The 24,438-nt window shown below is 29.9% G+C and carries 30 protein-coding genes; 16 read left to right on the forward strand and 14 right to left on the reverse strand.

Annotation, left to right across the window (positions count from 1 at the left end; genetic code table 11):
* Positions 1 to 27 precede the first annotated feature (27 nt).
* From argH to ACFQ0S_RS05455, 4 genes are all read left to right on the forward strand, one after another.
* Positions 28 to 1,308 (forward strand): argininosuccinate lyase, encoded by a 1,281-nt coding sequence (gene argH / locus ACFQ0S_RS05440; protein ID WP_379756707.1) that lies wholly within the window; start codon positions 28 to 30, stop codon positions 1,306 to 1,308.
* Between the two features lie 206 nt (positions 1,309 to 1,514).
* The gene (locus tag ACFQ0S_RS05445; RefSeq protein ID WP_379756704.1) at positions 1,515 to 2,039 is read left to right on the forward strand and encodes a hypothetical protein; all 525 of its coding nucleotides are present in this window, start codon (positions 1,515 to 1,517) and stop codon (positions 2,037 to 2,039) included.
* A 63-nt stretch (positions 2,040 to 2,102) separates the two neighbouring features.
* On the forward strand, positions 2,103 to 2,864 hold the full coding sequence (locus ACFQ0S_RS05450) for a superoxide dismutase (protein WP_379756701.1): 762 nt from the start codon (positions 2,103 to 2,105) through the stop codon (positions 2,862 to 2,864).
* A 99-nt stretch (positions 2,865 to 2,963) separates the two neighbouring features.
* Complete coding sequence (locus ACFQ0S_RS05455) at positions 2,964 to 4,160, forward strand: LETM1-related biofilm-associated protein (RefSeq protein ID WP_379756699.1); 1,197 nt, start codon at positions 2,964 to 2,966, stop codon at positions 4,158 to 4,160.
* Here the strand turns inward: ACFQ0S_RS05455 and ACFQ0S_RS05460 are convergent.
* Positions 4,157 to 5,080, reverse strand: coding sequence for a LysR family transcriptional regulator (locus ACFQ0S_RS05460; RefSeq protein ID WP_379756697.1), 924 nt, complete (start codon positions 5,078 to 5,080; stop codon positions 4,157 to 4,159). The genes ACFQ0S_RS05455 and ACFQ0S_RS05460 overlap by 4 nt on opposite strands.
* Positions 5,081 to 5,229: 149 nt before the next feature.
* On the opposite strand from ACFQ0S_RS05460, the gene ACFQ0S_RS05465 reads away from it, so the two are divergent.
* The 6 genes from ACFQ0S_RS05465 to ACFQ0S_RS05490 all read left to right on the forward strand — a co-directional run bounded on the left by ACFQ0S_RS05465 (position 5,230) and on the right by ACFQ0S_RS05490 (position 9,511).
* Entirely contained in the window at positions 5,230 to 5,664 is a 435-nt protein-coding gene (locus ACFQ0S_RS05465) for a transposase (protein ID WP_379756695.1), read from the forward strand.
* A gap of 92 nt (positions 5,665 to 5,756) precedes the next feature.
* The gene (locus tag ACFQ0S_RS05470; RefSeq protein ID WP_379756692.1) at positions 5,757 to 6,053 is read left to right on the forward strand and encodes a hypothetical protein; all 297 of its coding nucleotides are present in this window, start codon (positions 5,757 to 5,759) and stop codon (positions 6,051 to 6,053) included.
* A 400-nt stretch (positions 6,054 to 6,453) separates the two neighbouring features.
* A complete protein-coding gene (locus ACFQ0S_RS05475) occupies positions 6,454 to 6,732 on the forward strand; it encodes a hypothetical protein (RefSeq protein ID WP_379756689.1) in 279 nt (92 codons plus the stop codon).
* Between the two features lie 5 nt (positions 6,733 to 6,737).
* Positions 6,738 to 7,574, forward strand: coding sequence for a DUF6671 family protein (locus ACFQ0S_RS05480; RefSeq protein ID WP_379756686.1), 837 nt, complete (start codon positions 6,738 to 6,740; stop codon positions 7,572 to 7,574).
* Between the two features lie 8 nt (positions 7,575 to 7,582).
* Positions 7,583 to 8,542: an L-threonylcarbamoyladenylate synthase gene (locus ACFQ0S_RS05485; RefSeq protein WP_379756683.1), complete on the forward strand. Its 960-nt coding sequence runs from the start codon at positions 7,583 to 7,585 to the stop codon at positions 8,540 to 8,542.
* Between the two features lie 6 nt (positions 8,543 to 8,548).
* Positions 8,549 to 9,511 carry a sodium-dependent bicarbonate transport family permease gene (locus tag ACFQ0S_RS05490; protein WP_379756680.1) on the forward strand — a complete coding sequence of 321 codons (963 nt, stop codon included), beginning with the start codon at positions 8,549 to 8,551 and terminating at the stop codon, positions 9,509 to 9,511.
* A 10-nt stretch (positions 9,512 to 9,521) separates the two neighbouring features.
* On the opposite strand, the gene can is transcribed toward ACFQ0S_RS05490, so the two are convergent.
* Positions 9,522 to 10,166: a carbonate dehydratase gene (gene can, locus ACFQ0S_RS05495; protein WP_379756677.1), complete on the reverse strand. Its 645-nt coding sequence runs from the start codon at positions 10,164 to 10,166 to the stop codon at positions 9,522 to 9,524.
* 21 nt (positions 10,167 to 10,187) lie between these two features.
* Positions 10,188 to 11,843, reverse strand: coding sequence for a SulP family inorganic anion transporter (locus ACFQ0S_RS05500; protein WP_379756674.1), 1,656 nt, complete (start codon positions 11,841 to 11,843; stop codon positions 10,188 to 10,190).
* 173 nt (positions 11,844 to 12,016) lie between these two features.
* Here ACFQ0S_RS05500 and ACFQ0S_RS05505 point away from each other — a divergent pair, with 173 nt between their 5' ends.
* Positions 12,017 to 12,958, forward strand: a complete 942-nt coding sequence (locus ACFQ0S_RS05505) for a LysR substrate-binding domain-containing protein (protein ID WP_379756671.1) — start codon at positions 12,017 to 12,019, stop codon at positions 12,956 to 12,958.
* A gap of 35 nt (positions 12,959 to 12,993) precedes the next feature.
* Here ACFQ0S_RS05505 and ACFQ0S_RS05510 read toward each other — a convergent pair whose 3' ends face one another.
* The 3 genes from ACFQ0S_RS05510 to mnmD all read right to left on the reverse strand — a co-directional run bounded on the left by ACFQ0S_RS05510 (position 12,994) and on the right by mnmD (position 14,446).
* Complete coding sequence (locus ACFQ0S_RS05510) at positions 12,994 to 13,191, reverse strand: hypothetical protein (protein ID WP_379756668.1); 198 nt, start codon at positions 13,189 to 13,191, stop codon at positions 12,994 to 12,996.
* A gap of 219 nt (positions 13,192 to 13,410) precedes the next feature.
* Positions 13,411 to 13,608, reverse strand: a complete 198-nt coding sequence (locus ACFQ0S_RS05515) for a hypothetical protein (RefSeq protein ID WP_379756666.1) — start codon at positions 13,606 to 13,608, stop codon at positions 13,411 to 13,413.
* 175 nt (positions 13,609 to 13,783) lie between these two features.
* Positions 13,784 to 14,446 (reverse strand): tRNA (5-methylaminomethyl-2-thiouridine)(34)-methyltransferase MnmD, encoded by a 663-nt coding sequence (gene mnmD, locus ACFQ0S_RS05520; protein WP_379756663.1) that lies wholly within the window; start codon positions 14,444 to 14,446, stop codon positions 13,784 to 13,786.
* Between the two features lie 289 nt (positions 14,447 to 14,735).
* Here mnmD and ACFQ0S_RS05525 point away from each other — a divergent pair, with 289 nt between their 5' ends.
* On the forward strand, positions 14,736 to 15,803 hold the full coding sequence (locus ACFQ0S_RS05525; RefSeq protein WP_379756660.1) for a branched-chain amino acid aminotransferase: 1,068 nt from the start codon (positions 14,736 to 14,738) through the stop codon (positions 15,801 to 15,803).
* 435 nt (positions 15,804 to 16,238) lie between these two features.
* On the opposite strand, the gene ACFQ0S_RS05530 is transcribed toward ACFQ0S_RS05525, so the two are convergent.
* On the reverse strand, positions 16,239 to 17,093 hold the full coding sequence (locus ACFQ0S_RS05530; RefSeq protein ID WP_379756657.1) for a DUF2911 domain-containing protein: 855 nt from the start codon (positions 17,091 to 17,093) through the stop codon (positions 16,239 to 16,241).
* 141 nt (positions 17,094 to 17,234) lie between these two features.
* Here ACFQ0S_RS05530 and ACFQ0S_RS05535 point away from each other — a divergent pair, with 141 nt between their 5' ends.
* Genes ACFQ0S_RS05535 through ACFQ0S_RS05545 form a run of 3 tightly spaced genes read left to right on the forward strand, consistent with a single transcriptional unit; the run spans position 17,235 to position 19,731 of the window.
* On the forward strand, positions 17,235 to 17,702 hold the full coding sequence (locus ACFQ0S_RS05535; RefSeq protein WP_379756654.1) for an SRPBCC family protein: 468 nt from the start codon (positions 17,235 to 17,237) through the stop codon (positions 17,700 to 17,702).
* Between the two features lie 2 nt (positions 17,703 to 17,704).
* Complete coding sequence (locus ACFQ0S_RS05540) at positions 17,705 to 18,403, forward strand: SDR family NAD(P)-dependent oxidoreductase (RefSeq protein ID WP_379756651.1); 699 nt, start codon at positions 17,705 to 17,707, stop codon at positions 18,401 to 18,403.
* A gap of 41 nt (positions 18,404 to 18,444) precedes the next feature.
* Complete coding sequence (locus tag ACFQ0S_RS05545) at positions 18,445 to 19,731, forward strand: cryptochrome/photolyase family protein (protein WP_379756648.1); 1,287 nt, start codon at positions 18,445 to 18,447, stop codon at positions 19,729 to 19,731.
* Positions 19,732 to 19,733: 2 nt separating this feature from the next.
* On the opposite strand, the gene ACFQ0S_RS05550 is transcribed toward ACFQ0S_RS05545, so the two are convergent.
* The 3 genes from ACFQ0S_RS05550 to ACFQ0S_RS05560 are packed head-to-tail and all read right to left on the reverse strand — an operon-like array spanning position 19,734 to position 21,844.
* Positions 19,734 to 20,390 carry an HAD family hydrolase gene (locus ACFQ0S_RS05550; protein WP_379756645.1) on the reverse strand — a complete coding sequence of 219 codons (657 nt, stop codon included), beginning with the start codon at positions 20,388 to 20,390 and terminating at the stop codon, positions 19,734 to 19,736.
* Between the two features lie 6 nt (positions 20,391 to 20,396).
* Complete coding sequence (locus ACFQ0S_RS05555; RefSeq protein WP_379756642.1) at positions 20,397 to 21,140, reverse strand: tRNA threonylcarbamoyladenosine dehydratase; 744 nt, start codon at positions 21,138 to 21,140, stop codon at positions 20,397 to 20,399.
* A gap of 47 nt (positions 21,141 to 21,187) precedes the next feature.
* Entirely contained in the window at positions 21,188 to 21,844 is a 657-nt protein-coding gene (locus ACFQ0S_RS05560; RefSeq protein WP_379756639.1) for a TatD family hydrolase, read from the reverse strand.
* A gap of 84 nt (positions 21,845 to 21,928) precedes the next feature.
* Here ACFQ0S_RS05560 and ACFQ0S_RS05565 point away from each other — a divergent pair, with 84 nt between their 5' ends.
* Complete coding sequence (locus ACFQ0S_RS05565; protein ID WP_379756636.1) at positions 21,929 to 23,146, forward strand: MFS transporter; 1,218 nt, start codon at positions 21,929 to 21,931, stop codon at positions 23,144 to 23,146.
* A gap of 107 nt (positions 23,147 to 23,253) precedes the next feature.
* On the opposite strand, the gene ACFQ0S_RS05570 is transcribed toward ACFQ0S_RS05565, so the two are convergent.
* The 4 genes from ACFQ0S_RS05570 to trxA all read right to left on the reverse strand — a co-directional run bounded on the left by ACFQ0S_RS05570 (position 23,254) and on the right by trxA (position 24,428).
* Positions 23,254 to 23,544 (reverse strand): ankyrin repeat domain-containing protein, encoded by a 291-nt coding sequence (locus ACFQ0S_RS05570; RefSeq protein ID WP_379819063.1) that lies wholly within the window; start codon positions 23,542 to 23,544, stop codon positions 23,254 to 23,256.
* Positions 23,535 to 23,675, reverse strand: coding sequence for a hypothetical protein (locus ACFQ0S_RS05575; protein WP_379756633.1), 141 nt, complete (start codon positions 23,673 to 23,675; stop codon positions 23,535 to 23,537). The genes ACFQ0S_RS05570 and ACFQ0S_RS05575 overlap by 10 nt, the downstream gene beginning before the upstream one ends.
* A 207-nt stretch (positions 23,676 to 23,882) precedes the next feature.
* Positions 23,883 to 24,092 carry a YgaP family membrane protein gene (locus ACFQ0S_RS05580; RefSeq protein ID WP_379756630.1) on the reverse strand — a complete coding sequence of 70 codons (210 nt, stop codon included), beginning with the start codon at positions 24,090 to 24,092 and terminating at the stop codon, positions 23,883 to 23,885.
* A 36-nt stretch (positions 24,093 to 24,128) separates the two neighbouring features.
* A complete protein-coding gene (trxA, locus tag ACFQ0S_RS05585; RefSeq protein WP_379756627.1) occupies positions 24,129 to 24,428 on the reverse strand; it encodes a thioredoxin in 300 nt (99 codons plus the stop codon).
* Positions 24,429 to 24,438: the final 10 nt, after the last annotated feature.

Below are 24,438 nucleotides of genomic sequence, written 5' to 3' on the forward strand. Positions count from 1 at the left end.
CCTGTCAGGGTTGCTAAAATAAAAAACATGAAACTTTGGGAAAAAGGAATACCAACGGATAAGCAAATAGAACAATTTACTGTTGGAAACGACCGTGAACTCGATTTGGTTCTAGCAAAATATGATGCCTTAGGCTCTATAGCTCATGCAAAAATGCTTGGGCAAATTGGACTTTTGACTGATTCCGAAACGGTTTCATTAGTTCAAGCATTAGAAGTAATTATAAAAGACATTGAAAACGGAAACTTCGAAATTGAAGACAGCTTTGAAGATGTTCATTCCAAAATTGAATACCTGCTCACCATAAAATTAGGGGATGCTGGGAAGAAAATTCATACTGCCCGTTCTCGAAACGATCAAGTTTTGGTTGATGTGAATTTGTATCTAAAAGACGTGGTAACTGAATTCAAATCTCAAGTAAAAACCTTGTTCGACTTGTTGATGGAATCAGCCGAAAAACACCAAAATGTATTGTTACCAGGCTATACCCATCTGCAAATAGCGATGCCGTCTTCATTCGGAATGTGGTTTTCTGCCTATGCTGAAACTTTGATTGACGACATCACCATGCTGAATGCGGCTTTGAAAATTGTAGACCAAAATCCATTGGGTTCTGCTGCAGGTTATGGTAGCTCCTTCCCTATTAACAGGACGTTTACAACAAAGGAATTGGGATTTGAAACCTTAAAATTCAATTCGGTTGCCGCACAAATGAGCCGTGGAAAATCAGAAAAAACCTTGGCTTTTGCTATAAGTAGCGTTGCCGCTACCCTAGCCAAATTTTCGATGGATGTTTGCTTATATATGAGTCAGAATTTTGATTTCATCAGTATGCCTTCCCATCTTACAACGGGTTCGAGCATTATGCCTCACAAGAAAAATCCAGATGTTTTTGAGTTGATTCGTGGAAAATGCAACAAAATTCAAGCCTTGCCGTATGAAATTACTTTAATTACGAATAATCTACCAAGCGGTTACCATAGAGATTTTCAATTGTTGAAAGAAGGATTGTTTCCTGCTATTCAAAACCTTAAAGCTTGTTTGGATATTGCTATTTTTGCGATTAAAGACATTAAAGTAAAAGACAATATTCTCGCCGATAAAAAATACGATTATCTATTTACTGTTGATGCTTTAAATGAAATGGTGGTTGCAGGAATTCCTTTCAGAGATGCTTACAAAGCGGTTGCAGAACAATTAGAAAATGGCACTTTTGTATCTCCAAAAGAAACCAAACATACTCATGAGGGAAGTATTAATAACTTGTGTTTGGAAGAAATAAAAGACAAAATGAATATAGCATTCTAAAATATATTAAGTGTATTTATATTCAAGATGCTCTTTTTTATGGCTTAAACACTCACATTGGATGAACACAAATAAATTTTGAAATAATTAACAGAGTTACATTTTATAATGATTCATTATTTATATTTTATGTAATTCATTTATAAATTAATTAAATCTTTTTTGATTATCTTTTATTGTTTCCTATTTTCGTTAAAAAATTTAAAATGAAAATATTAGGAATAGGATCAAGAATTCAACATGCTGAATACGGTAAAGGAGTAATCACTAATGTATCTTCAAAAGAGTATTGGGTGACTTTTATAGAAAATGGTTTAGAAACCATTGCAATTAATAGTGACTTTGAAGTAATAGAAGCCGCAGAAAATGAAGTAGATACAGTTAGTTTTTATGATGTTGAAAAAAGCTTACTTCAAATTCTAAAAAAATGGTCTGATATTTCTGAAATTGTACCAATAGCTGATAAATGGAAAGGCGGGAAAATAATTTTAGACCCTGGACAAGCCGGTTTAGCCTCTAAAGAAATTTCGATTGACACCTTCTTTCATAAAATTATTATGGTTCGTGATCGTGTTAGAGTGATGGAACAAAAAATTAACTCTAGTAAAATTGAAGAAATTGAAAAAGTAGAATTGCAACAATACATCACCAGAATATATGGAAGTCTAACTACTTTTAATGTTTTATTCAAATCGACCACAGATTATTTTATAGGTGAAAAATCAAAATAAATTTAAGTTAAATTTAAACTTTACTTGCCTTTATATCTTTAACTTTATAGGAAATAAAGTAATATGGAAAATACTAATTCTCGCAGAGATTTTTTAAAAAAATCAGCACTAGTTTCGGCGGGTGTATTTATGGGCTCAAGTATAGTAAATCATGCTTATGCAAGTTCAAACAAGTCATTATTGAAAATCCTGTCTCTTAATGTTGATGGCCAATATACATTACCAAAGCTACCGTATTCTTATGATAGTTTAGAACCGCATATTGATAAAATGACCATGGAAATTCATCATGGCAAACACCATCAAGCCTATGTTACAAACTTAAATAAAGGTTTAGAATCTTTAGATTCTAGTTTATTAGAATTTTCTAAAAGAATGGAATCCATTTTTCTAAATATGTCTAAATTTCCAGACGTGATTCGCAATAATGGTGGCGGACATTTTAACCATACTTTATTTTGGAACATTTTGCATCCAAATGGCGGTGGCGAGCCTACAGGAAAATTAGGCTTAGCAATCAAATCTACTTTTGGAAGTTTTGAAGAGTTTAAGAAACAATTTGGTGAAGTTGCAACAAAACGATTTGGTTCTGGATGGGCGTGGTTAGTTGTTACCGATGGTAAATTAATTATTACTTCTACAGCAAATCAAGACAACCCATTAATGGATATTCCTTCAGTAGCTGTAAAAGGCAAACCAATTCTTGCTTTAGATGTTTGGGAACATGCTTATTATCTAAAAAATCAAAACCGACGAGCGGATTATATTGATTCATTTTGGAATGTTGTCAATTGGGATACTGCTGAAACCATGTTCAATTCATAAACGTTTTTACTTCCGTTTAATAAAAAGATTCGGATTAAATAGTATCAAAATTTTTACTCATTAATAAAAAAACATAGCTTTGTAACTTAAAGCAAAGTGATGATTAACCCTTCGGCTCCAGGTTGGATAGACAAATTTTTTATTGAACATAAATTCAGTGAAGAATCTATAGCTAAATCGGATAAAATCTTTTACAATAAAGTAAGAAAAACAGGATTTATTTATGGTCATATTGTTACCATATCTACTCAAAATCAAATTCAGATTGTTGATTGGTTTAAATCTGAAATTTCAAAAATAGCATTATTAAATACCTTATTCGAACTTTTTTGTTTAACAAAAAACAGTCTCGATTCAAATGAATTTATTAAACAATCAGTAGCTTTTTATAACGAAATGAATCCACAGGGATTCAATTTATTTCATAAAATATTACCTACTAATAATCCTTCAATAACTTTAGAAAAAATTATTGATGAACGAGTTCAAACTAACGAAAACAGCATAAGTAAAAACTTTACCCATCTCGTAACAAATGCTTTGTTGTTTATAGATGTTTTAGCTTTTCAATCGTTTTTAATACATGGTATGATACCTGAAAAATATTTAAAAAAAGTAGAAGAGAATGTAATAAATGTTTTGGCTTTAGCTCTACAAGTCAAATCAAATAAATCACAGCACGATGATTTACTAATAAAACTTTTTGAATCGTCTATCCGTTATAGTAAATTTTCAAAAGTTACAATTCAAAATTTAGAACAAATTGAACTTAATTTTTTTACAACTGAATTAGAAAAAAAATATATAATTGATATTGCAGGAATGGCTTTATGGAGTGACGGAGTAATTGAAAACAATGAAGCTTATTTTTTATATAAACTTGCTGAAATTGTAATGATTCCTGAAGATTTTGTAAGTAAAAGCATCCAAGATACCAACAACTTTATTTTGCAACACAAAAAAGAAATTCCCTATTTTAATCATTCAAATCCAGTAAAGCATTTTTACGATCATACTACACAAAGTGTAGTAACTCTAATTACTCGAAATAAAAATAGATTAATTAAAGAAATTCTACAAAGTAAAGAATTGATGGTTTTATTAGCCTATTCTACCCGAAGAGATTTAAACGAAAAAGAAAAAAAGAAAGTAAAAAAACAACTTTTAGACATTTGTAAAACAATCCCTTCACTCACCATTTTTTTATTGCCTGGAGGAAGTTTATTATTGCCCATTTTAATAAAATTTATACCTACTCTATTGCCTTCGGCATTTAATGAAAATTTGAATGATTAATACAAATTAATCCATGAAAAATTTTCATTATTAATTCTTTCTTTATTTTCTGTTAAAAATTGTAAATAAGCTAAAGCAATTGGGCTTAACTTCTTTTCTTTAAGCCAAATTAATCTCCAATTTGTAATTATTGGTAATTCTTTTATTGGTAAAATTTGAATATCTCCGTTTTCTAATTCATTTTTTAAACCAATTAATGGCATAATCGACAATCCTAAACCAGCAATAACAGCTTGCTTTACAGCTTCATTTGATGTTAACTGTAGTTTCATTCTGGCATTTATACCTTTATCATAAATAAATTTTTCCATAGAAATTCTAGTAGCCGAACCTACTTCACGATAAATTAAGGGGCTTTCGGAAAGCAATTCATCAATTTTGATATTTCTATCTAATAAAATGTTTTTGTTTCCTACTAAAAATAATTTATTTTGCATTAAAACTTCCGATTCAACATTTAAGTCACTTGGCAATATGGACACAAGTGCAAAATCTACCTCATTATTTTTCAAAGCTTTTATTACTCTAGTTTTATTGGTAACATCCATTTCTATTTCTATTCCTTTATTCTTATTTGCAAACTCAGAAAGAAAATATGGCATAACATATTTTCCTGTTGAAACAACAGAAATTTTAATTTTACCTGACAAAATTCCTTTATATGCCATGGTTTTATAGCTTATAGCATTAACTTCTTCCAAAATTCTTTCGGAGGCTTTTGCAATTTCTTTACCAAAATCAGTTACATATAATTGCCTTCCGATGATTTCTGTTAATGGTATTTCAAATTGATTTTGCAAATTTCTTAATTGAATAGATACTGCTGGCTGAGTTAAATGTAATTCCACAGCGGCTTTTGTTATACTCTTTGTTTCTGTAATTTTTAGGAAAACTTGTAATTGGTGCAAAGTATAATTCATAAATTATTTTTATATATATCATTACAAATATAAATAAAAATATATAAATTAATTATTTCATTTTTGTAAAAAAATAAATAGCACATTTAGAGATGAGAGAATGTATAACTGTCATGTCCTGAAATAGCGGTATACAAAAAAGTATCCTTATGGAAAAACAAGAAGAAAGTCACTATGTAAAGCGCACACAAAAAGATTACACAATGTCTTTTAAATTACAAGTTGTTCAAGAAATTGAGCAAGGGGGATTATCAACTTACGAAGTTTGTCGTAAATATAATATTCAGTCACGTTCCACTATTGTTGGTTGGCTTCAAAAATTTGGAAACTTTGATTGGGAAAATCAAACACCATCTAATATGCCAAAATCTCCAGAGCAAAAAATAATGGAACTAGAAGCAAAAGTTAGGCTGCTTGAAAAGCAGAAAGCATTTTTAGAACAACAAGCTTTTGTAACTGATAAAAAAGCCATCATTTTTGATATGATGATGGATATCGCAAAAAAAGAATATCAAATCGACACCCGAAAAAACTCATTACCCGAAAAATCAACCACTTTAAAGATCAACAAAAACAAACAGTAATATTTACCTCTACTTTGTTCGGAGTAAATAGAGAGATTTATTATCGAAAAATTAATCGCCATATTATCAATTAAGATAAATCAAAATTATTAATGAATATATTTTCAGAAATCAGGACACTAATTCTTAGAATTGGCGCTAAAAAGCTTTATTATTTGTTAGATAATGACTTAAAAACACTAAAAATAGGAAGAGAAAATTTCGTTTATATCCTTATTGCTAATCATTTATTAATACTCACAAAACATTCTTATCATATTACCAGAAACTCCCATCATCGCTTTAGAAAGTATAAAAATCAGTTACTGTATTTGCAAATAAACAAGCCAGAACAAGTATGGTTATCAGACATTAATTATACAGGAAAAAGAGAAAACCTTGTAATTTAAGTTTAATAATAGATACTTATTCTAACAAAAATAGTAGGTTATAATGTGTCCGATAATTTAAATTCACCTTCCAATTATGAAATAAATGATAAAAGAAACTGTGCAATTTATAATGAAAAAGTACCTCATTTATCAAACCATATGTTAACACCAAATCAAATGCATAAACAAAGTAAACTAATAATGAGAACCTATAATCTGTATCGATTATTCAGGACTAGTCAAACTTTAAATCAAGGAATTATAAAACTAACATTATTATTGATCGGACTATTATTAAGCTTATTTATGAATATAAAACATGAAGAAAATTGCATGATGGTTGTAATCCTAGGAATATTCATACTTGCTTCCGTCTATCAATTAAAAAAAATGAAAATTAAACTTTAATAAAAAAAATATGGAAAATCAATATGATTTTAAATTAATAGATGGAATATTTTCACCAACTGATGCTGGAAAAGTTCTCACAACATTGATAAATAATAAGATAAACTATCATAATCTAGAAGATTTCAGCAATCATATACGTTTTAATAATGATTTGAAACATTCTAAAAAAAGAGTTATGGAGCTTAATCAGTCAACAGAAGATATCAAGAAAATACTAGAATTGGCTGAGAGTAATGGATTTAATTTATTAGTAAAAAGTACTATAGACATCAAGTTTGTCAAATAAAAAACATGTTTCAAGGTAGAACATTACTTATAGCTACAATGCATCATAAAGAAAAAGCTATTGCCCCTATTTTTGAGAAAGAATTAGGAGTAAAATGTTTTACCTCTGATAAATTTGACACCGATACATTAGGAACTTTTTCAGGGGAAGTAGCAAGGAAAAATAATGCATTAAATACTCTTCGGGAGAAGTGTCTTTTTTCAATAGAAAAAAATGACTGCGATTTAGTTGTTGCTAGTGAAGGCTCTTTTGGGTCGCATCCATTAATTTTTTTTGCTCCAGCAAATGAAGAAATGTTAATGTTTAAGGATATCAAAAATGATGTAGAAATTGTTGTTAAAGCGATTAGTACAGAAACCAACTTTAATGCAGCAGAAATTAAAAATGAATCCGAATTAATGCAGTTTGCCAATAAAGTAAAGTTTCCATCTCATGGTCTCATTTTAAAACCTTCTGAAAATGATTTTTCAAAAATAGTAAAAGGAATTACTGATGAAGTTACCTTAAAGAATAGTTTTAAAGAAATAATGAATGAATTTGGCACAGCATATGTAGAAACTGATATGAGAGCTTTATACAATCCAACACGAATGGAATTAATTGAAAAAGTGACTTTAAAATTAATCAAAGCAATACAGTCAAAATGTCCGAATTGTAATTACCCAGGGTTTATTGTATCAGAATCTAAACCGGGTTTAAAATGTGATTTATGCCATTCTCCTACTCGATCAATTTTGAGCGATATTTCAAAATGTAAAAAATGTAATTATACTACAGAACAATTATATCCAAATAATAAAACAACAGAAGATCCAATGTATTGTGATTTTTGTAATCCTTAAAACAAAATATGTCTATCATATCTACTGATATTAAACAAGCTATTAAAATCTTAAATCAAAACGACCTTGTAGCAATACCTACAGAAACGGTTTATGGTTTAGCTGGAAATATTTACAGTGAAAGTGCCATAAAAAAAATATTTGAATTAAAGCAAAGACCGCTTTACAATCCCCTTATAGTTCATGTTGCTTCCATAGGACAACTCGATGAAATAGTAGAAGATTTTCCTGAAAAAGCTAAAATATTAGCGAACACGTTTTGGCCAGGTCCTCTAACAATGGTTTTAAAAAAGAAATCCAAAGTTCCTGATCTTGTTACAGGAGGAAAGAATACTGTAGCTGTTCGAATTCCAAATCACACAATAACATTAGAATTATTGCAATTGCTTGATTTTCCTTTGGCTGCTCCTAGCGCAAATTTATTTGGCATGATTAGTCCTACTAATGCTGTTCATGTTTTAGATTCCTTTCAGAATAATTTACCAATGATTTTAGACGGTGGAAGTTGTCAAAATGGGATAGAGTCAACCATAATTGGATTTGAAAACAACGAACCTGTATTATATCGTTTAGGTTCACTATCTATTGAAGAAATTGAGAATACAATTGGCCGTATAAAAATTAAAAACAATAAAGAAAAAAGCCCAGATGCTCCTGGAATGCTATCTAAGCACTACGCTCCTAAAACAGCAACATTTTTAGTGGAAGATGTAGTATCATTTATTCAAAAAAACAACTATAAAAAAATAGGATTGTTACTCTTTAGTAATGTTATAGAAAATAAAACGATACATCATCAAGAAATTCTATCTAAAAATGGTGATTTAAAAGAAGCTGCATCACACTTATATGAAGCTATGCATCGACTTGACAAAATGGATTTAGACATAATAATAGCTCAGGAATTCCCTAATTATGGTTTAGGAAAATCAATAAATGACAGACTAACACGTGCAAGCAAAAAATAAAAAATTATGAATTTAGATTTACTATTTGACAATTTAACAAACCCTGCTCTATTATTTTTTCTATTAGGAATTATCGCTACTAGACTTAAAAGCGATTTGGAAATCCCTAATAACACTTCAAAATTCATTTCACTGTATCTTTTGTTTTCAATAGGTTTTAAAGGTGGACAAGAATTATCACACAGTGAATTTGATTTAGAAATCATTTGGTCAGTAATTTTCGGAATATTTATAGCCGTAATAATACCTATTTATAGTTTCTTTATTCTAAAACGAAAATTTAATATTGAAAACTCAGGAGCTATAGCGGCTGCTTATGGTTCGGTTAGCGCTGTAACATTTGTAACCGCAATAACTTTTTTAGAAATTCAAAAGTATACTTTTAGTGGACACATGGTTGCAGTAATGGCTCTAATGGAAGCTCCTGCTATAATCATTGCAGTAATATTAATGAGATTGTATAAAAAAGAGGAGTCAAATACTACTAAGTTAAGCTCTGTTATCAAACATTCTTTAACAAACGGTAGTGTACTATTAATTTTAGGAAGCTTACTAATAGGATTCTTAGCAAGCGATCAACAAGCAATGGGAATAAAACCATTTACTACTGATATCTTTAAGGGCTTTTTAGCAATTTTTCTTTTAGATATGGGAATCGTTAGCGGAAAAAAATTAGATGATTTTTTTAAAAGTGGATGGTTTACTGCGCTTTTTGCCATATTAATACCACTTATAAATGGTTGTATAATAGCATTTGTTAGTCAAATTGTTACTCAAAGTGTTGGTAACCGATTTATATTTGCAATTCTCGCAGCAAGTGCATCGTATATTGCAGTACCCGCTGCAATGAAAATTATAGCTCCTAAAGCAAATCCTGGTATCTTTCTTCCAATGGCACTAGCAGTAACGTTTCCGTTTAATATTACTTTTGGAATGCCAATTTATCTAGCTGTTATACTTTATTGCTAATTTATTTGAATTAAATTGAAAATTTTAAACGATAAACATCGTCTAATTCTGAATTTGAACTCATATTTACACCCAAATCTGTTACATATCCAGAATTTAATCCGTATGTCCATCCATGAAGAGTTAAGTCTTGTCCATTCCTCCATGCATTTTGAACAATAGATGTTTTGGCCAAATCAAAAACCTGTTCTTGAGCATTAACTTCAACAAATTTATTAAACCGTACATCTTCATCTTCAAAAGAATTTAGATAATCTTCATGTAATCTATATACATCTTTTATATGTCTGATCCAATTATCAATTAAACCAATTGATTGATTTCCCATGGCTGCTTTAACTCCTCCACAACCGTAATGACCGCATACTATAACATGCTTTACTTTTAAAACATTTACAGCATAATCAAGTACGCTAAGCATATTCATATCGCTATGAATAACCATGTTAGCAATATTTCTATGAACAAAAACTTCACCTGGCTTTGCTCCTATAATTTCATTAGCAGGAACTCTACTGTCAGAACAACCTATCCAAAGCAATGGGGGTTGCTGACCCTTAGCTAAATCTTTAAAATATTCTTTATCAATAGCTAATTGATTTTCTACCCATTTTTTATTATTATCAAGAATCTTTTTATAAAAATCTGCTCCCATATTATATTATAGTTGTTGTAATTATTCAAATTGTATTTCTTTTTTTTCTATGACTTCTATTTTACGCTTCATTACATTGTATTTATGCTCAATTGTAACTGTATTTTTATAGTCATCACTATTTTCTAAATTATAAGCTTCTTTAAAACCAATTAATTTAACATTAATATTTAACTCTTTAGATTTTACTTTTTTGAATTCGTATATTAAATCTAAAATATCATGGGCTATATAAACGGTATCACTTGCATTTATAACCACTTTTGAATTTTCAGGCAAGTCATTTAAAGTTGTTTTTATAGAAGACTTATTTAAAAAAGAAACTTCTTGAGCTAAATCTATATGAATAATATCGTCTTCTTGATATTCTTCTTTTCTGAATTTATAAGCACGTTTTGAATTTCCAACTAAAATAAATAGAATGTTAACAATCATCCCGAGTGCTACTCCTTTTAATAAGTCGGTAAATACAACCGCTAAAAAGGTTAAAATAAATGGGATAAACTGAAAAATTTTATCTTTTTCCCAGAAATGTCTAACTATTTTGGGATTGGCCAATTTATATCCAACCATTAATAATACCGCAGCTAAAGTAGCTAAAGGAATTTTATTAAGAATAGTTGGAATTAATAAGACACTAATTAATAAAAGTATTCCATGAATAATGGCAGACATTTTTGATTTTGCTCCAGCTGTATTATTAGCAGAAGTCCTAACAACAACAGAAGTCATAGGTAATCCACCTAATAAAGAACTTACTATATTTCCAAATCCCTGGGCTTTAAGCTCCACATTTGTATCTGTGTATCTTTTCTGGGCATCCATTCTATCACTAGCTTCAATGCACAGTAATGTTTCAATCGATGCTACTATAGCTATAGTTAATGCTATAATCCAAACTTTAGAGTTTGTAATTGCAGAAAAATCCGGTATCACAATTAAATTTTTAAATTCTATTAAAGTTGTTGGAACTGGCAAACTTACCAAATGGCTTTTTACGATAACAAAACTACTCCCAGTTTGAATAAATAATTCATTCAAAATAATACTAAGTATAACTGCTACTAGAGCAGGAGGAATTAATTTTATTTTTTTTAGGAATTCCGATTTATTCCATAAAATTAAGATTGATAACGAAATTAACGTAATTATAATTGAACCTATTTGCACGTGATTAAATACTTGGAAAAGTTCAGTAAATGTATTTTGTCCATCCGGTTGAAAAAATGATTCGTCACCTTCAAAATCGGGATCGTAGCCAAAAGCATGTGGAATTTGTTTAAGGATAATAATTACTCCAATACCTGCTAACATTCCTTCAATAACATTATTGGGAAAATAATTAGAAATCGTTCCTGCTTTGATAAAACCTAATACTAGTTGAATGATACCGGCAATTAAAACAGCTAATAAAAAAACATTAAATGATCCTAAGTCTTTTATAGCTGTTAAAACGATAGCAGTTAGACCAGCAGCTGGCCCTGAAACACTTAAATGAGATTGACTAAGATATCCTACAACTATACCTCCAATAACTCCTGAAATTATTCCTGAAAACAATGGCGCTCCACTAGCTAATGCTATACCGAGACAGAGTGGCAATGCGACAAGAAACACCACTAAACCTGATGAAAAATCAGATTTTAAGTTTTCAAAAAGATTAATTTTTTTTGTCATTATTTAATTAAATTATTAAAGTGCTTTTAAATTTTAAAAAAATACGTGGATTAAAACGGTCATAAATGTATAATTTTTAATCAATAAAAGAATAATAAATATGTGTTAAATAATTTATCGATTAATTATATGTTAAACCTGTTAAGTTTATCTTTGCAGACAAAGATTATATAATGACAATTACACAATTGAAATATGTATTGGCTGTTGCTGAACATAAAAACTTTACCCTCGCTGCCGAAAAATGCTTTGTAACTCAACCTACCTTGAGTATGCAAATTCAAAAAATTGAGGAGGAACTAAACATACAAATATTTGATAGAACAAAAAAACCAATCCAACTTACTGATATTGGTCAAAAAATTGTTACTCAAGCCAAAAATATAGTAAATGAGGCCGATAGAATTCAGGATATCGTTGAGCAACAAAAAGGTTTCATAGGAGGTGAATTTAGATTAGGTATAATTCCAACTATAATGCCAACGCTTTTGCCAATGTTTTTGAATAATTTTATCAAAAAGTATCCAAAAGTAAAGCTAATCATTGAAGAACTCAATACCGAAGAAATTGTAACAAAGTTAAATAATGGACATCTTGATGCAGCAATTGCAGCTACGCCACTGATGGAAGATAAAATAAAGGAAATTGTTTTATACTTTGAGCCATTTGTTGCTTATATTCCTGAGGGACATCAAAATTTCGAAAAGCACGAGATTGAAGTTTCGGATTTGAATTTTGACGACATTTTATTATTACAAGACGGTCATTGCTTTAGAGATGGAATAATGAATTTATGTAAAAATTATAGTAAAACCGAGTTCAACCATTTCCAAATAGAAAGCGGAAGCTTTGAAACATTAATAAAATTAGCCGATGAAGGTTTAGGCATAACTTTGCTGCCTTACCTACATACTTTAGACTTAAAAGAAAAAGATAAATTAAAATTAAGACATTTTATAGCACCTAAACCAGCTAGAGAAGTAAGTTTAATTTATCCGAAAAATGAATTAAAAATTCAAATTATTGATGCACTTAGAAATACCATCTCAGGAGTTATAAGAGGTGCAATTACTTTTCAGAATGTTGAAATTATAAGTCCAATTCATAAAAAATAAAAGAAGGATCATATAGCTCCTTCTTTTATTTTAAACTAACTAACAATACTAATGTATTGCCTCAGTTCAGGATGCTCGGTTGAGGTAAAATTCTGCAACCATTTTTTAAGTTGCTCAATTTCATGTGGCAATAAGTTTTTTATTGCTTTTCTCAATTCTTTACAAAAAAGAATCGGATCAAAACTTACTCTCTCGAGTACAGATTTTGTGTAGTCATAAATCATTCTAGGCATAATACTAAGATTTAGGGGTTATCTTATATAAGAACTTTGTGTAAAAGTAAAATAAAAATACATTCAACACAATAAAAACAATTAAAAAAAGACGCTTAAGTACTAAAAAAGACGTTTATTGACGTTAATTGCTGTATTATTAAAGATTAAACTTACAATATAAATTAACAAATAAAACCAATATGAATAAAAAAAAGAGCTGTTTAAGCTCTTTTTGAATTATTTGTTTACATAAATTAGACACTGCCTTAACTCAGGTCTTTCAATAGTATAGCTTAATAGCCATTCTGTAAGTTGTTCAATTTCATAAGGTAGAAGCACTTTTAATGCTTTATCTAATTCTTTACAAAAAAGTTGAGGATCAAAACTTACTCTTTCAAGTATGCTTTTTGTGTAAGCAAACATTGTTCTTTTCATATATTGACATTTATTTATTAATTGGTTAAAAGTAATTCTCATATCAACAAATTATAAATTATGCTCATATTATAAAATAACAAACTCAATTTATAATTAAATGAATTACACTTTCAAATTTAAATAAAATACAGTTAGGTTTTACAAACTAAATGTTAATTGGTAATAATATATATTATTTTTTTGTTGCCCTAAACATTTCTCTTTTTCCTGGTGGTCCCGCTAATTTCTCTACAGTAAAACCTACTTCAATCATACTTCGCTTAACAACTCCTCTAGCTGCATAAGTTACAAGAGTACCATTTGGTTTTAAAGAAGCATACATACTCCTAAAAATTTCGGTACTCCATAATTCTGGTTGTACTCTATACCCGAAGGCATCAAAATAAATCAAATCGTACTGCTCTACATCATTTATTTCTTCAAAAAACTGTTTACGTTTTGTTAATGAAAATATGTTAGACAATCTATTCTTTTGTTCCCAAATACAAGAATGCATTGTTTTGAAAATTAAATCTTTATCTGGAGCCTCTAATTCATCAATATAATTCATGGCAAGAATCTCATCTGATGAAATAGGATAAGCTTCTACTCCAACATAATCAATATTCAAATTGAGTTTTGGAGCTTCTAAATAAGTGATAAACGCATTTAAACCAGTACCAAAACCAATTTCTAAAATAGAAATAGTTTTATTTTGAAATAAAGAGAGTCCATTCTTAATAAACACATGCTTTGCTTCCTGAATGGCACCATGTTTAGAATGATAGCATTCATTCCAATCTTGCAGTTGTATTGTTGTCGAACCATCAAGTGTTTTTATAATATTTCTTTTCAAGACATTTAAATTATTTATTATACTAGAAATTTTTGAATGTCAAAATTACCTAATGCAAATGTAAAAGCTTAAATAAATCAATTTTTTATTAGATAATTAATATTATTTACGACAAATAGGATAACTTTTTTAGAATATAAACAAATCAACAGTAAACGCTATTTTAAATAGATTTTTGGCAAGTTTTTTGCTAAATTTTATTTAATTTTGCATCAATCGTTTATGTGTTTTTACAATATATAAAACAATAATTTCAACCCAATTCATTATATTAAATAAATTCATTGCCATGAGTACAACTCAAACTAGTAAAATTGAAATAATTAAATCTTCTACTACAAAAATAAATTCGGTAGACTTTGAAAACTTAAATTTCGGAGCTGTTTTTACAGATCATTTATTTGAATGTGATTTTAAAAATGGTAAATGGCAAAAACCAGTCATTAAGCCCTATGCACCTTTTTTAATAGATCCTTCTACTAGAGTTTTTCATTATGGCCAAGCTATTTTTGAAGGTATGAAAGCCTATAAAGATGACAATGATGACATTTGGCTATTTAGACCAGATGAAAATTATTATAGATTCAATAAATCGGCAGTTAGAATGGCAATGCCTGAAGTTCCATCAGCTATTTTTATGGAAGGGCTTAACGAGTTGCTTCGATTGGATGAGGCTTGGATAAAAAAAGGGAAAGGAAATACTATGTATATAAGACCTTTTATGATTGCTACCGGAACTGGAGTTGTGGCAAATCCTTCTGATGAATATAAATTTATGATTCTTTTATCTCCAGCAAAAGCCTATTATTCAGGAGAAGTAAAAGTACTTATTGCAGAACATTTTAGTCGTGCTGCAAATGGCGGTATTGGCTCAGCAAAAGCTGCTGGTAACTATGCAGCACAGTTTTACCCAACAAACCTAGCGAACAAAGAAGGTTTTCAGCAAGTAATTTGGACTGATGACGCTACTCATACCAAATTAGAAGAAGCAGGAACTATGAATGTTTTCTTCAGAATAAATGACACATTACTTACTGCGCCAGTTAGCGAAAGAATACTTGACGGAGTAACAAGAAAAACCCTTATTGATTTAGCAAAAAGCAAAGGAATAGATGTAGAAGTTAGACCAGTTCTAGTTCAAGAACTTGTAGAAGCCTCAAAAAATGGCACATTGAAAGAAATTTTTGGTGCGGGTACAGCTGCAGTTGTAAATCCTATTGTTGGATTTTCTTTTAGAGAGGTTTATTATGAGTTGCCAAAAATTGAAAATTCATATGCATTACAACTTAAAGAACACTTAACCAATATTCAGCATAAATTAGCTGACGATACTTTTGGGTGGACTGTAAAAGTTTAGTCCATTGTATTAAAAAAAAGGATTTATATAATAATAAACTCCCTCGGGACAGAGTAAAAGAGGTTATAATATTATTTTTTAAATTCTTTTTTTTGTTTAATTTGTGTTCATCATACTTTTTATCGCTTCTGAATATTAAATTTACATATTGTGTTAACGCAATAAACACTTGGTTAAAAATTACATCCTCATAAATTCAAATTTATTTCTAAATTTTTTTTGAAAAGTTATTTTGTTATTATATTTTTTATTTTTTGGATTATTTTCCCGACTGAATTTGAAGGGAAACTTTGAATCAAAAAAATTAACGTGATCTTCCTCATAACCAATCTCTTCAAGATTAATTCCCTAATTTTCATTGATTTCAATAGAGGTTTCTTTTGAAACCTCTATTAATTTCTTCTATTATAACTTTTTTAATTTATTATTTAAAGTCTATTTTTTACTCCATTCTACTATGCTCTCTTTATTCATTTTTACATAGTCTTCATTTTTAGCTTTTTCTGCACCTGCAATAGATAATTTTGCTGTTTCGATAGCTCCTTTTTTATCATTTAATTTTCCTTGAATTAATGATTTTAATCGTAAGTGCCAAAACGGAACATCCATTCCGTCTTTAGTCATAGATACTGCTTTATTTATATATTCTAGGGCTTTATTCATGTCGCCATTTGATTGAAAAAAATACTGGGCAGAAGAAAAATAATCTCCCGCTGATGGTCCGGCTAGTGCTTTTTCGATATTTGCTAATGCTGCTTTTTGAGTTGGAACTTCAAATTTTACTGCTACCAAAGTTTTCTCCCAAGACAGCTCTAGATGCGCAAAATTATTGTCTAAATTGTTAATTGCAATTGTAAAACTCTCAACTGACCTATTTAGCATTTCAGATTTAACAGTTGTGCGTAAAGCAACTTTACTTTCGTTAAACTCATCAGGTATACCCCAATTATCTGTATCAGTATAAAAAACAATTTCCCAAGATTCAGCCTTAGGAGTAGCAAATAAAGCATATTTTCCTTTTTTTATTGTCTTGCTATCAATAACTACATCATCACTGAACGAAATTGTTGAATTAGCATTTGCTCCTGTTCTCCACATTTTACCAAAAGGCACTAAATCTCCAAAAATAGTTCTCCCTTTAGCACTGGGTCTTGAATATTCTATAGCAACATCGGTTAAACCTACCACTTGCTCTAACTTCGATTTAGGGCTGGGTGCAGGAGTCTTTACTTGCGCTTCGATAACAAAATTAACAACCATCATTGCCAATACCACAATTATATTTCTCATAATAAAAAATTTAGTTAAGCATCAAAATTACAAATTCATAACTGTTTATCTGTTAATAATTCCTTAATTTGAATACTAATTTTGTTTAACATTTTTTGCTATTTATAAAACAAAAAACATTTATCTTTGTAAAAAAAAGTAATGAAGATATATACTAAAAAAAGCAAACAAAATCTACCAATAACAATTGATGAAGCTTGGGAGTTTCTTTCAAACCCTAAAAACCTTAAAACAATTACACCAGATTACATGAGTTTTATTATTGAATCAGGCGCAGATAGACCTATGTATCCGGGACAAATTATACAATATATAGTAACTCCCATTTTAGGAATAAAAACCAAATGGGTAACAGAAATTACTCATGTTCAAGATAAAAAATATTTTGTTGACGAGCAGCGTTTTGGTCCTTATGCACTTTGGCATCATAAACATTTTATAAAGGAAATTCCAGGAGGTGTAGAAATGGAAGATATTATTGATTATAAAGTTCCAATGGGAATATTAGGACAATTAGTTCATCCTTTTTTAGTGAAACCTAAATTGGACGAAATTTTTAATTACAGACACAAAAAATTAATTGAGTTATTTGGCGAATTCAAATCATAAATATGAAAAACATACTGTTAATTGGTGGTTCGCAAGGAATTGGTCTTGCCATCGCAAAAGAGTTAGAAAACAAAAATAATGTTTATGTAGCTTCTAGAACTTCAGAAAATTTAGAAAAACTAAACGTAACGCACATTCCGTTTGATGTGCTAACAGATACACTTGATATTTCCTTATTACCAGCTACTATTGATGGTTTGGTTTATTGCCCCGGAAGTATCAATCTAAGACCGTTTCGTGGATTAAAATTGGAAACTTTTGAGAGTGATATGCAAATAAATTTCTTTAGTATGGTAAAAGTCATTCAATCTATTTTACCACAACTTACCGCTTCTAATCAGTCTAGCATTGTATTGTTTAGTAGTGTAGCGGCCTCTATGGGTATGCCTTTTCATACTAGTGTAGCCGCAGCAAAAGGAGCAATAGAAGGTTTTGCTAAAGCTTTAGCTGCTGAATATGCCCCTAAAATTCGAGTAAATGTGATTGCACCTTCCTTAACCAATACACTATTAGCAGATAAATTTTTAAATAACGAAACCAAGCAAGAAAAGTCTGCCGAAAGACATCCATTAAAACGATTTGGTCAACCAAAGGATTTAGCGCAAATGGCTAGCTTTCTTCTTAGCGAAAATTCATCATGGATTTCAGGGCAAATTATGCATGTAGATGGCGGAATGTCTACTTTATTAGTTAATGGATAATTTATTTTTTGATGTATTCCATTTTAAGAAAAAAATAAAATATGAATGTATTCTGGTTTCGACGTGATTTAAGAATTGACGATAATAATGGCTTTTACCAAGCTTTAACGAGTGGTAAAGATGTTCTTCCAATATTTATTTTTGACTCAGACATTCTAAACGAACTTCCAAAAGATGATGCCCGTGTTACTTTTATTCATGAATTAGTATCTAAAATAAATTCAGACCTACAAAAAAAAGGAAAATCACTAGCTGTATTCCACGGAGAGCCAGCAGCCATTTTTGAACAGTTGGCTGTAGATAATAAAATTGAAACGGTTTACACCAATCATGATTATGAACCTTACGCCAGAAAACGAGATTTAGCTGTTTTTCAAGTTTTTAAAAAATACAAAATAGCATTTTTAACCTACAAAGATCAGGTTATTTTTGAAAAATCGGAAGTTACAAAGGACGATGGATTACCTTATGTTGTATATACTCCATACTCTAATAAATGGAAAGAAAAATTTAAAAGTACAACTTTAGAAAACTACAAATCAGAAGATTTTCTAGATAAAATTGCGACTCACTCCTACCCTTTTTTGAGTATTAAAAATATAGGTTTTGAAACTTCTAAAATTAAAGTAACTCCTTATGATGTTTCTAGTAGCTTAATTCAAAATTATGAAGCAACACGAAACTTTCCGTATCAAAATAAAACTTCCTATTTAGGGGCGCATCTTCGTTTTGGAGCAGTATCCATTCGGAAAATGGTAGGTAAAGCCATACAAGAGCAAAATGAAACGTTCCTAAAAGAACTGATTTGGAGAGAATTTTTTATGCAAATATTGTGGCATTTCCCAAACACTAAAAATGCAAGTTTCCGACCAAAATATGATGCTATTCAATGGAATAATAATGAAGACGATTTTAAAAAATGGTGTGAAGGAAAAACTGGTTATCCCTTTGTAGATGCTGGCATGCGGGAGTTGAATGCAACAGGACACATGCACAATCGGGTTCGGATGATTGTAGCGAGTTTTTTATGCAAACATTTACTCATTGATTGGAGATGGGGCGAAACTTATTTTGCCCAAAAACTACTCGATTACGAGCAAGCTAGTAATGTAGGAAACTGGCAATGGGCAGCAGGAAGTGGCGTTGATGCAGCCCCTTATTTCAGAATTTTTAATCCTACAGAGCAAATCAAAAAGTTTGATAAAGACCTGGAATACATCAAAAAATGGATTCCAGAACTTGAGTCCTTTGATTATCCAAAACCTATTGTAGAACATAAAATGGCAAGAGAACGTTGCTTGAGAATTTTTAAAGAAGCCGTTGGGTAGAGCTATTTAATATTTCTAATTTTCTCAAAATTCAATTCATCAAAATGTCTAATTACTTCATTTGCTAATGACAAATCTTGCATTTTAGAATTCTCACTATCATACCCTATGCAGTATATTCCTGCCGCATTAGAAGCTATAATCCCATTGGTACTATCTTCAATAACAATACAATTTTCTTTTGATGTATTTGATAAAGAAACGGCGTGTTCAAAAATAGCCGGATGCGGTTTCGATTTTGGAAAATCTTCACCAGAAACAATATGACTAAAATAAGAATGCAAATTGAATCGTGTAAAAACACGATCGATAGTTACTTTTGATGCTGATGATGCTAATATCAATTGCATACCGTTGTGATATAAATCTTTAATTAATTTTTCAACTCCATCTAATAGAATCAAATCTTCTTTTTTATCGAATGCATCATTAAAAAGAGTTCGTTTTCTTAAAATCAATTCTTCTACATCATGTTCTAAATCGAACGATTGTTTCAATTTCTGAAAAGTATTTCGTGTTGAATTTCCCATATAAGTTGTAAACAGTTCTTGAGAAACTTTAATATTTAATTCGTCAAAATGCTGAAAATAGGCATAATGGTGAACGGGTTCTGTATCAACAATAACACCATCCATATCGAAAATTACTGTTTGTATCATTTGAAGTTAGGAGTTGGTAGTTTTGGGGTTTGGTTCGGTATTTTTAAGTAAATATCGAATAACTGTTTCGGCTGCATACAATCCGAAAAGTCCGGGCATATAACTGTTGGTTCCGTAAAATGATTTTTTAAAATTAGAACCATCTGTCATTTTCAAGCTTGTTTCATCTTGAATTTCTGAAGAATAGACTACTTTTAATTTATCAATTTTTACAGCTTTCAATTTCTTTTTCATGGCTTTTGCCAAAAAACAATTTACAGTACTATTGATATCGGCCACCTTTACTTTAGAAGCTTCCATCTTTCCGCCAGCCCCCATACTGCTTATAATTTTTACTCTTTTTCGCTTTGCGGCAATAATCAAATTTAATTTTGGTGTTAAGCTGTCAATGCAATCCAAAACATAATCATAGTCTTCAGTAACAACCTCAAAAGCACGTTCTGGCGAAAGAAATTCTTTTACTTTAGTCAATTTCAATTCCGGATTTATGTCTAATAAACGGCTGCCTACTATATCTATTTTAGGTAAACCTACTGTTGAATGCAATGCTGGCAATTGCCTGTTAATGTTGGTTATATCTACAACATCTCCGTCAACAATTGTCATATTACCAACACCCGCTCGTGCAATAAATTCGGCTGCAAAAGAACCTACTCCTCCAACTCCGACAATTAATACATTTGCTTTTTTTAAATTTTCTAAACCTTCTTTTTTAAATAAAAGTTCGGCTCTTTCTGTCCATTGTGCCATTTTTTTGTTCTTAAATTCTGAAATCGAAAATCGTTAATCAACAATCTTCAATCAAAAACATTTTTATAATTATTTCCTATTTGTTTTTGGAGTTCATCCAAAGTTATATTTTTATATTTTGCTGCTAATGCATATACTTCATAAATTCCTTCTTCAACGGTATCCGTTTCTAAAAAAAATCGATGATTAGGAATACTTTTAAAAACAGATTCTAGTTCAGTCCCGAGGCTTCGGGATTGCAATAAATATTTGCCAAACGACAAATAGAAACCATTATCAACCAATTGTCTAGCAACTAGTTCATTTTTTGAAAATCCGTGAATAATCATTGGAACCGAAATAGCAAGTCGCTTTTTAACTTCAATTACTTCTTGAAAAGCAGCAACACAATGAATTATGACTGGCTTTTTATATTTTTCGGCTAAATGCAATTGCTTTTCAAATACACCAATCTGTATGTCTAACGGAGTTTCAATACGTTTATCTAATCCACATTCTCCGACTGCCAAACAATTGATAGTTTGAAGTTTACTTTCAATAATCTTTAATTCTGACTGTACCCCATTTTCTTCAATTTTCCAAGGATGAATACCTATGGAATAGTAAGGAATTTTTTCATCAAACTCATTTGGATATTGATTGACTAATTCTAAAACATCCTTAGAATTAGTGTAATTATGAGTGTGTAAATTAAAGAATTCCATTTTGCAAAAATAGTTTAAAAGTTGTAAAACCACAAAGCATTAAAGACACAAAGTTTTTTACCTTTGCTACTCTGAAATAGTAGTATGATCAAAACTGGTTTGCAACGTTATATTGATAATTATAAGGGATTTTCTAGAGAGATTTGGATTCTTGCTATTATCACCTTTATCAATCGCGCAGGAACGATGGTGTTGCCTTTTTTGACCAAATATTTAAAGGAAGATTTGCAGTTTTCTTATAATGAAGTGGGTTGGATTATGGTCTGTTTTGGTTTTGGTTCAATGCTAGGCTCTTGGTTGGGCGGAAAATTATCCGACAAAATCGGATTCTATAAAGTCATGGTTTTTAGTTTGTTTACAAGCGGCATTCTATTTTTTATTTTACAATTCATTACTTCATTTTGGGGCTTGTGCTTTAGTGTTTTTGCAATTATGACTATTGCGGACATGTTTAGACCTGCCATGTTTGTATCACTAGGTGTTTATGCAAAACCTGAAAATCGAACAAGAGCTTTAACATTAGTTCGATTGGCTGTAAATCTTGGTTTTGCTGCTGGTCCGGCTTTAGGAGGATTAATTATTATGGGAATTGGCTACAAAGGATTATTTTGGACAGATAGTTTAACCTGTATTATTGCTATTCTAATTTTTGCATTATTAGTAAAAGAAAAGAAAAAAGCACCAACAATTGTTCCTGATTCAAATACTGTTCAAGTTTTATCTGTTTTTAAAGATAAAATTTTTTGGCTTTTTCTATTTATTTGCTTTCTTACTGCAGTACTTTTTTTTCAAATATTTACCACTTTACCGTTGTATCATCATGAAATGTTTGGATTAACTGAGTTTCAAAGTGGATTGCTACTTACCTTAAACGGATTACTTATTTTTTTCTTAGAAATGCCAATAGTAAGCGCCTTTGAAAGACATAAAATTAGCAAAACTAAAATTATGCTTTGGGGTTCATTACTTATGGCTATTAGTTTTTTTGTATTAATGATTACTGGCTGGGCTGGAATTTTTATTTTCAGTATTATTTTTATCACTTTTGGCGAGATGTTTATTTTTCCTTTTTCGAATTCGTTTGCACTAAGTAGAGCACCAAAAGGTCATGAAGGACGCTATATGGCTTTGTTTACAATGAGTTTTAGTTTAGCACATATTGCCAGTTCTAAAACAGGAATGGAAGTTATAGACCGCTATGGCTATCAAACAAACTGGATTTTGATGGGAACTCTAGGAATCATTTCTGTAATTAGCTGTATTAGATTACTTTATTTACTAAAAAAGGAAAGTAAATTGTAAATTTTATTCTTATTTAAAAACTATTCCCGAAACATTTCCTTTATAATAAAGAAATGTATCGAGAATTTTAATTGCATTATAATTTACAAAAAGAGAGTCTTTAATAATTACTCATTATGAATAGATAATTGAGAATAAAAATTAGTTGATATACAATTTTTAAAAATTAAAACAGCCTCTTTTACAGAAGAAAGTTCTGCATATTTTAAAGCTGTGAATCCTTTCTCATCTTTTGAAATTCTATCTGCCCCATGCTCTAATAAAAATTTAATAATCTCCACTTTATTGTAACGAGCAGCGACCATTAATGGTGTCATTCCATTCGATTTTTCATTTAAATCAGCACCATATTCAACAAATTTTTTATCTATATCAAATTCTCCTTTACTTATTGCAATACATAAAGGTGTTGAACAATAAAATCATACTTTTCGATTCTTTGTTGCGATTTTGTATGTAGTGGTGTTGCAATTGAAACATTAGAAAAAGTAATAAATGCAGTTCCTAAAATAATGATTGATTTCTTCATGATTATTGATTTTAAATAAATGATTTATATACTAGAAGTATAACTATAATTATCGTTACAAATAATAGTTAAATTTTAACATTGATAAGTAAGAAGATTTTTATTTAAACAATTGAATCGTGAAGCCAAATTAACAAAAAAAACAGTCCAAATTTAACTCATTATACAATCTTGATTTTTACAAAGAAAAACTTTATACTCCTGCAATCATTTCCCTGCTTTTTTTCTAGTATTTATTCCAAAAGGCAAATACAAAGGGCAGAAACTCAAAAAACTTGTAAAGATCATAATTAAAGCAAATACTCCTAAAACAAGAGCAATTGTCCCATTTATTGTTCCTATAAAATAAAGTATAGCTACAAAAATTGCTACTGCAATTCTAATGATTTTGTCTATTAAACCAATATTCTTTCTCATCTTGATTTATTAATTGGGTTCAATTATTTTTACTTCCTAATTACTTTTTTCTATAATGTTTTTAATGATTTCTTCTTTAGATAATACACCCGATTGTCTCCACAACTGTTTGCCATCTTGAAATAGAATCATTGTAGGAACGCCACGAACTTGATACTGATTAGAAATTTGTTGGTTTTTATCCACATCAATTTTGAGTATTGTAATTCGTTCTCCTAAACTGTCTTTTACTTGTTTTAAAATAGGAGCTAATGCTTTACATGGGCCGCACCATGTAGCAAAAAAGTCAATTAATACTGGCTTTTCTGATTTAATGAAAGTATCAAAATTACTCATGACTAATGTT

The sequence above is a fragment of the Flavobacterium myungsuense genome, from assembly GCF_042677265.1.
GTDB classification, from domain to species: Bacteria; Bacteroidota; Bacteroidia; order Flavobacteriales; family Flavobacteriaceae; genus Flavobacterium; species Flavobacterium myungsuense.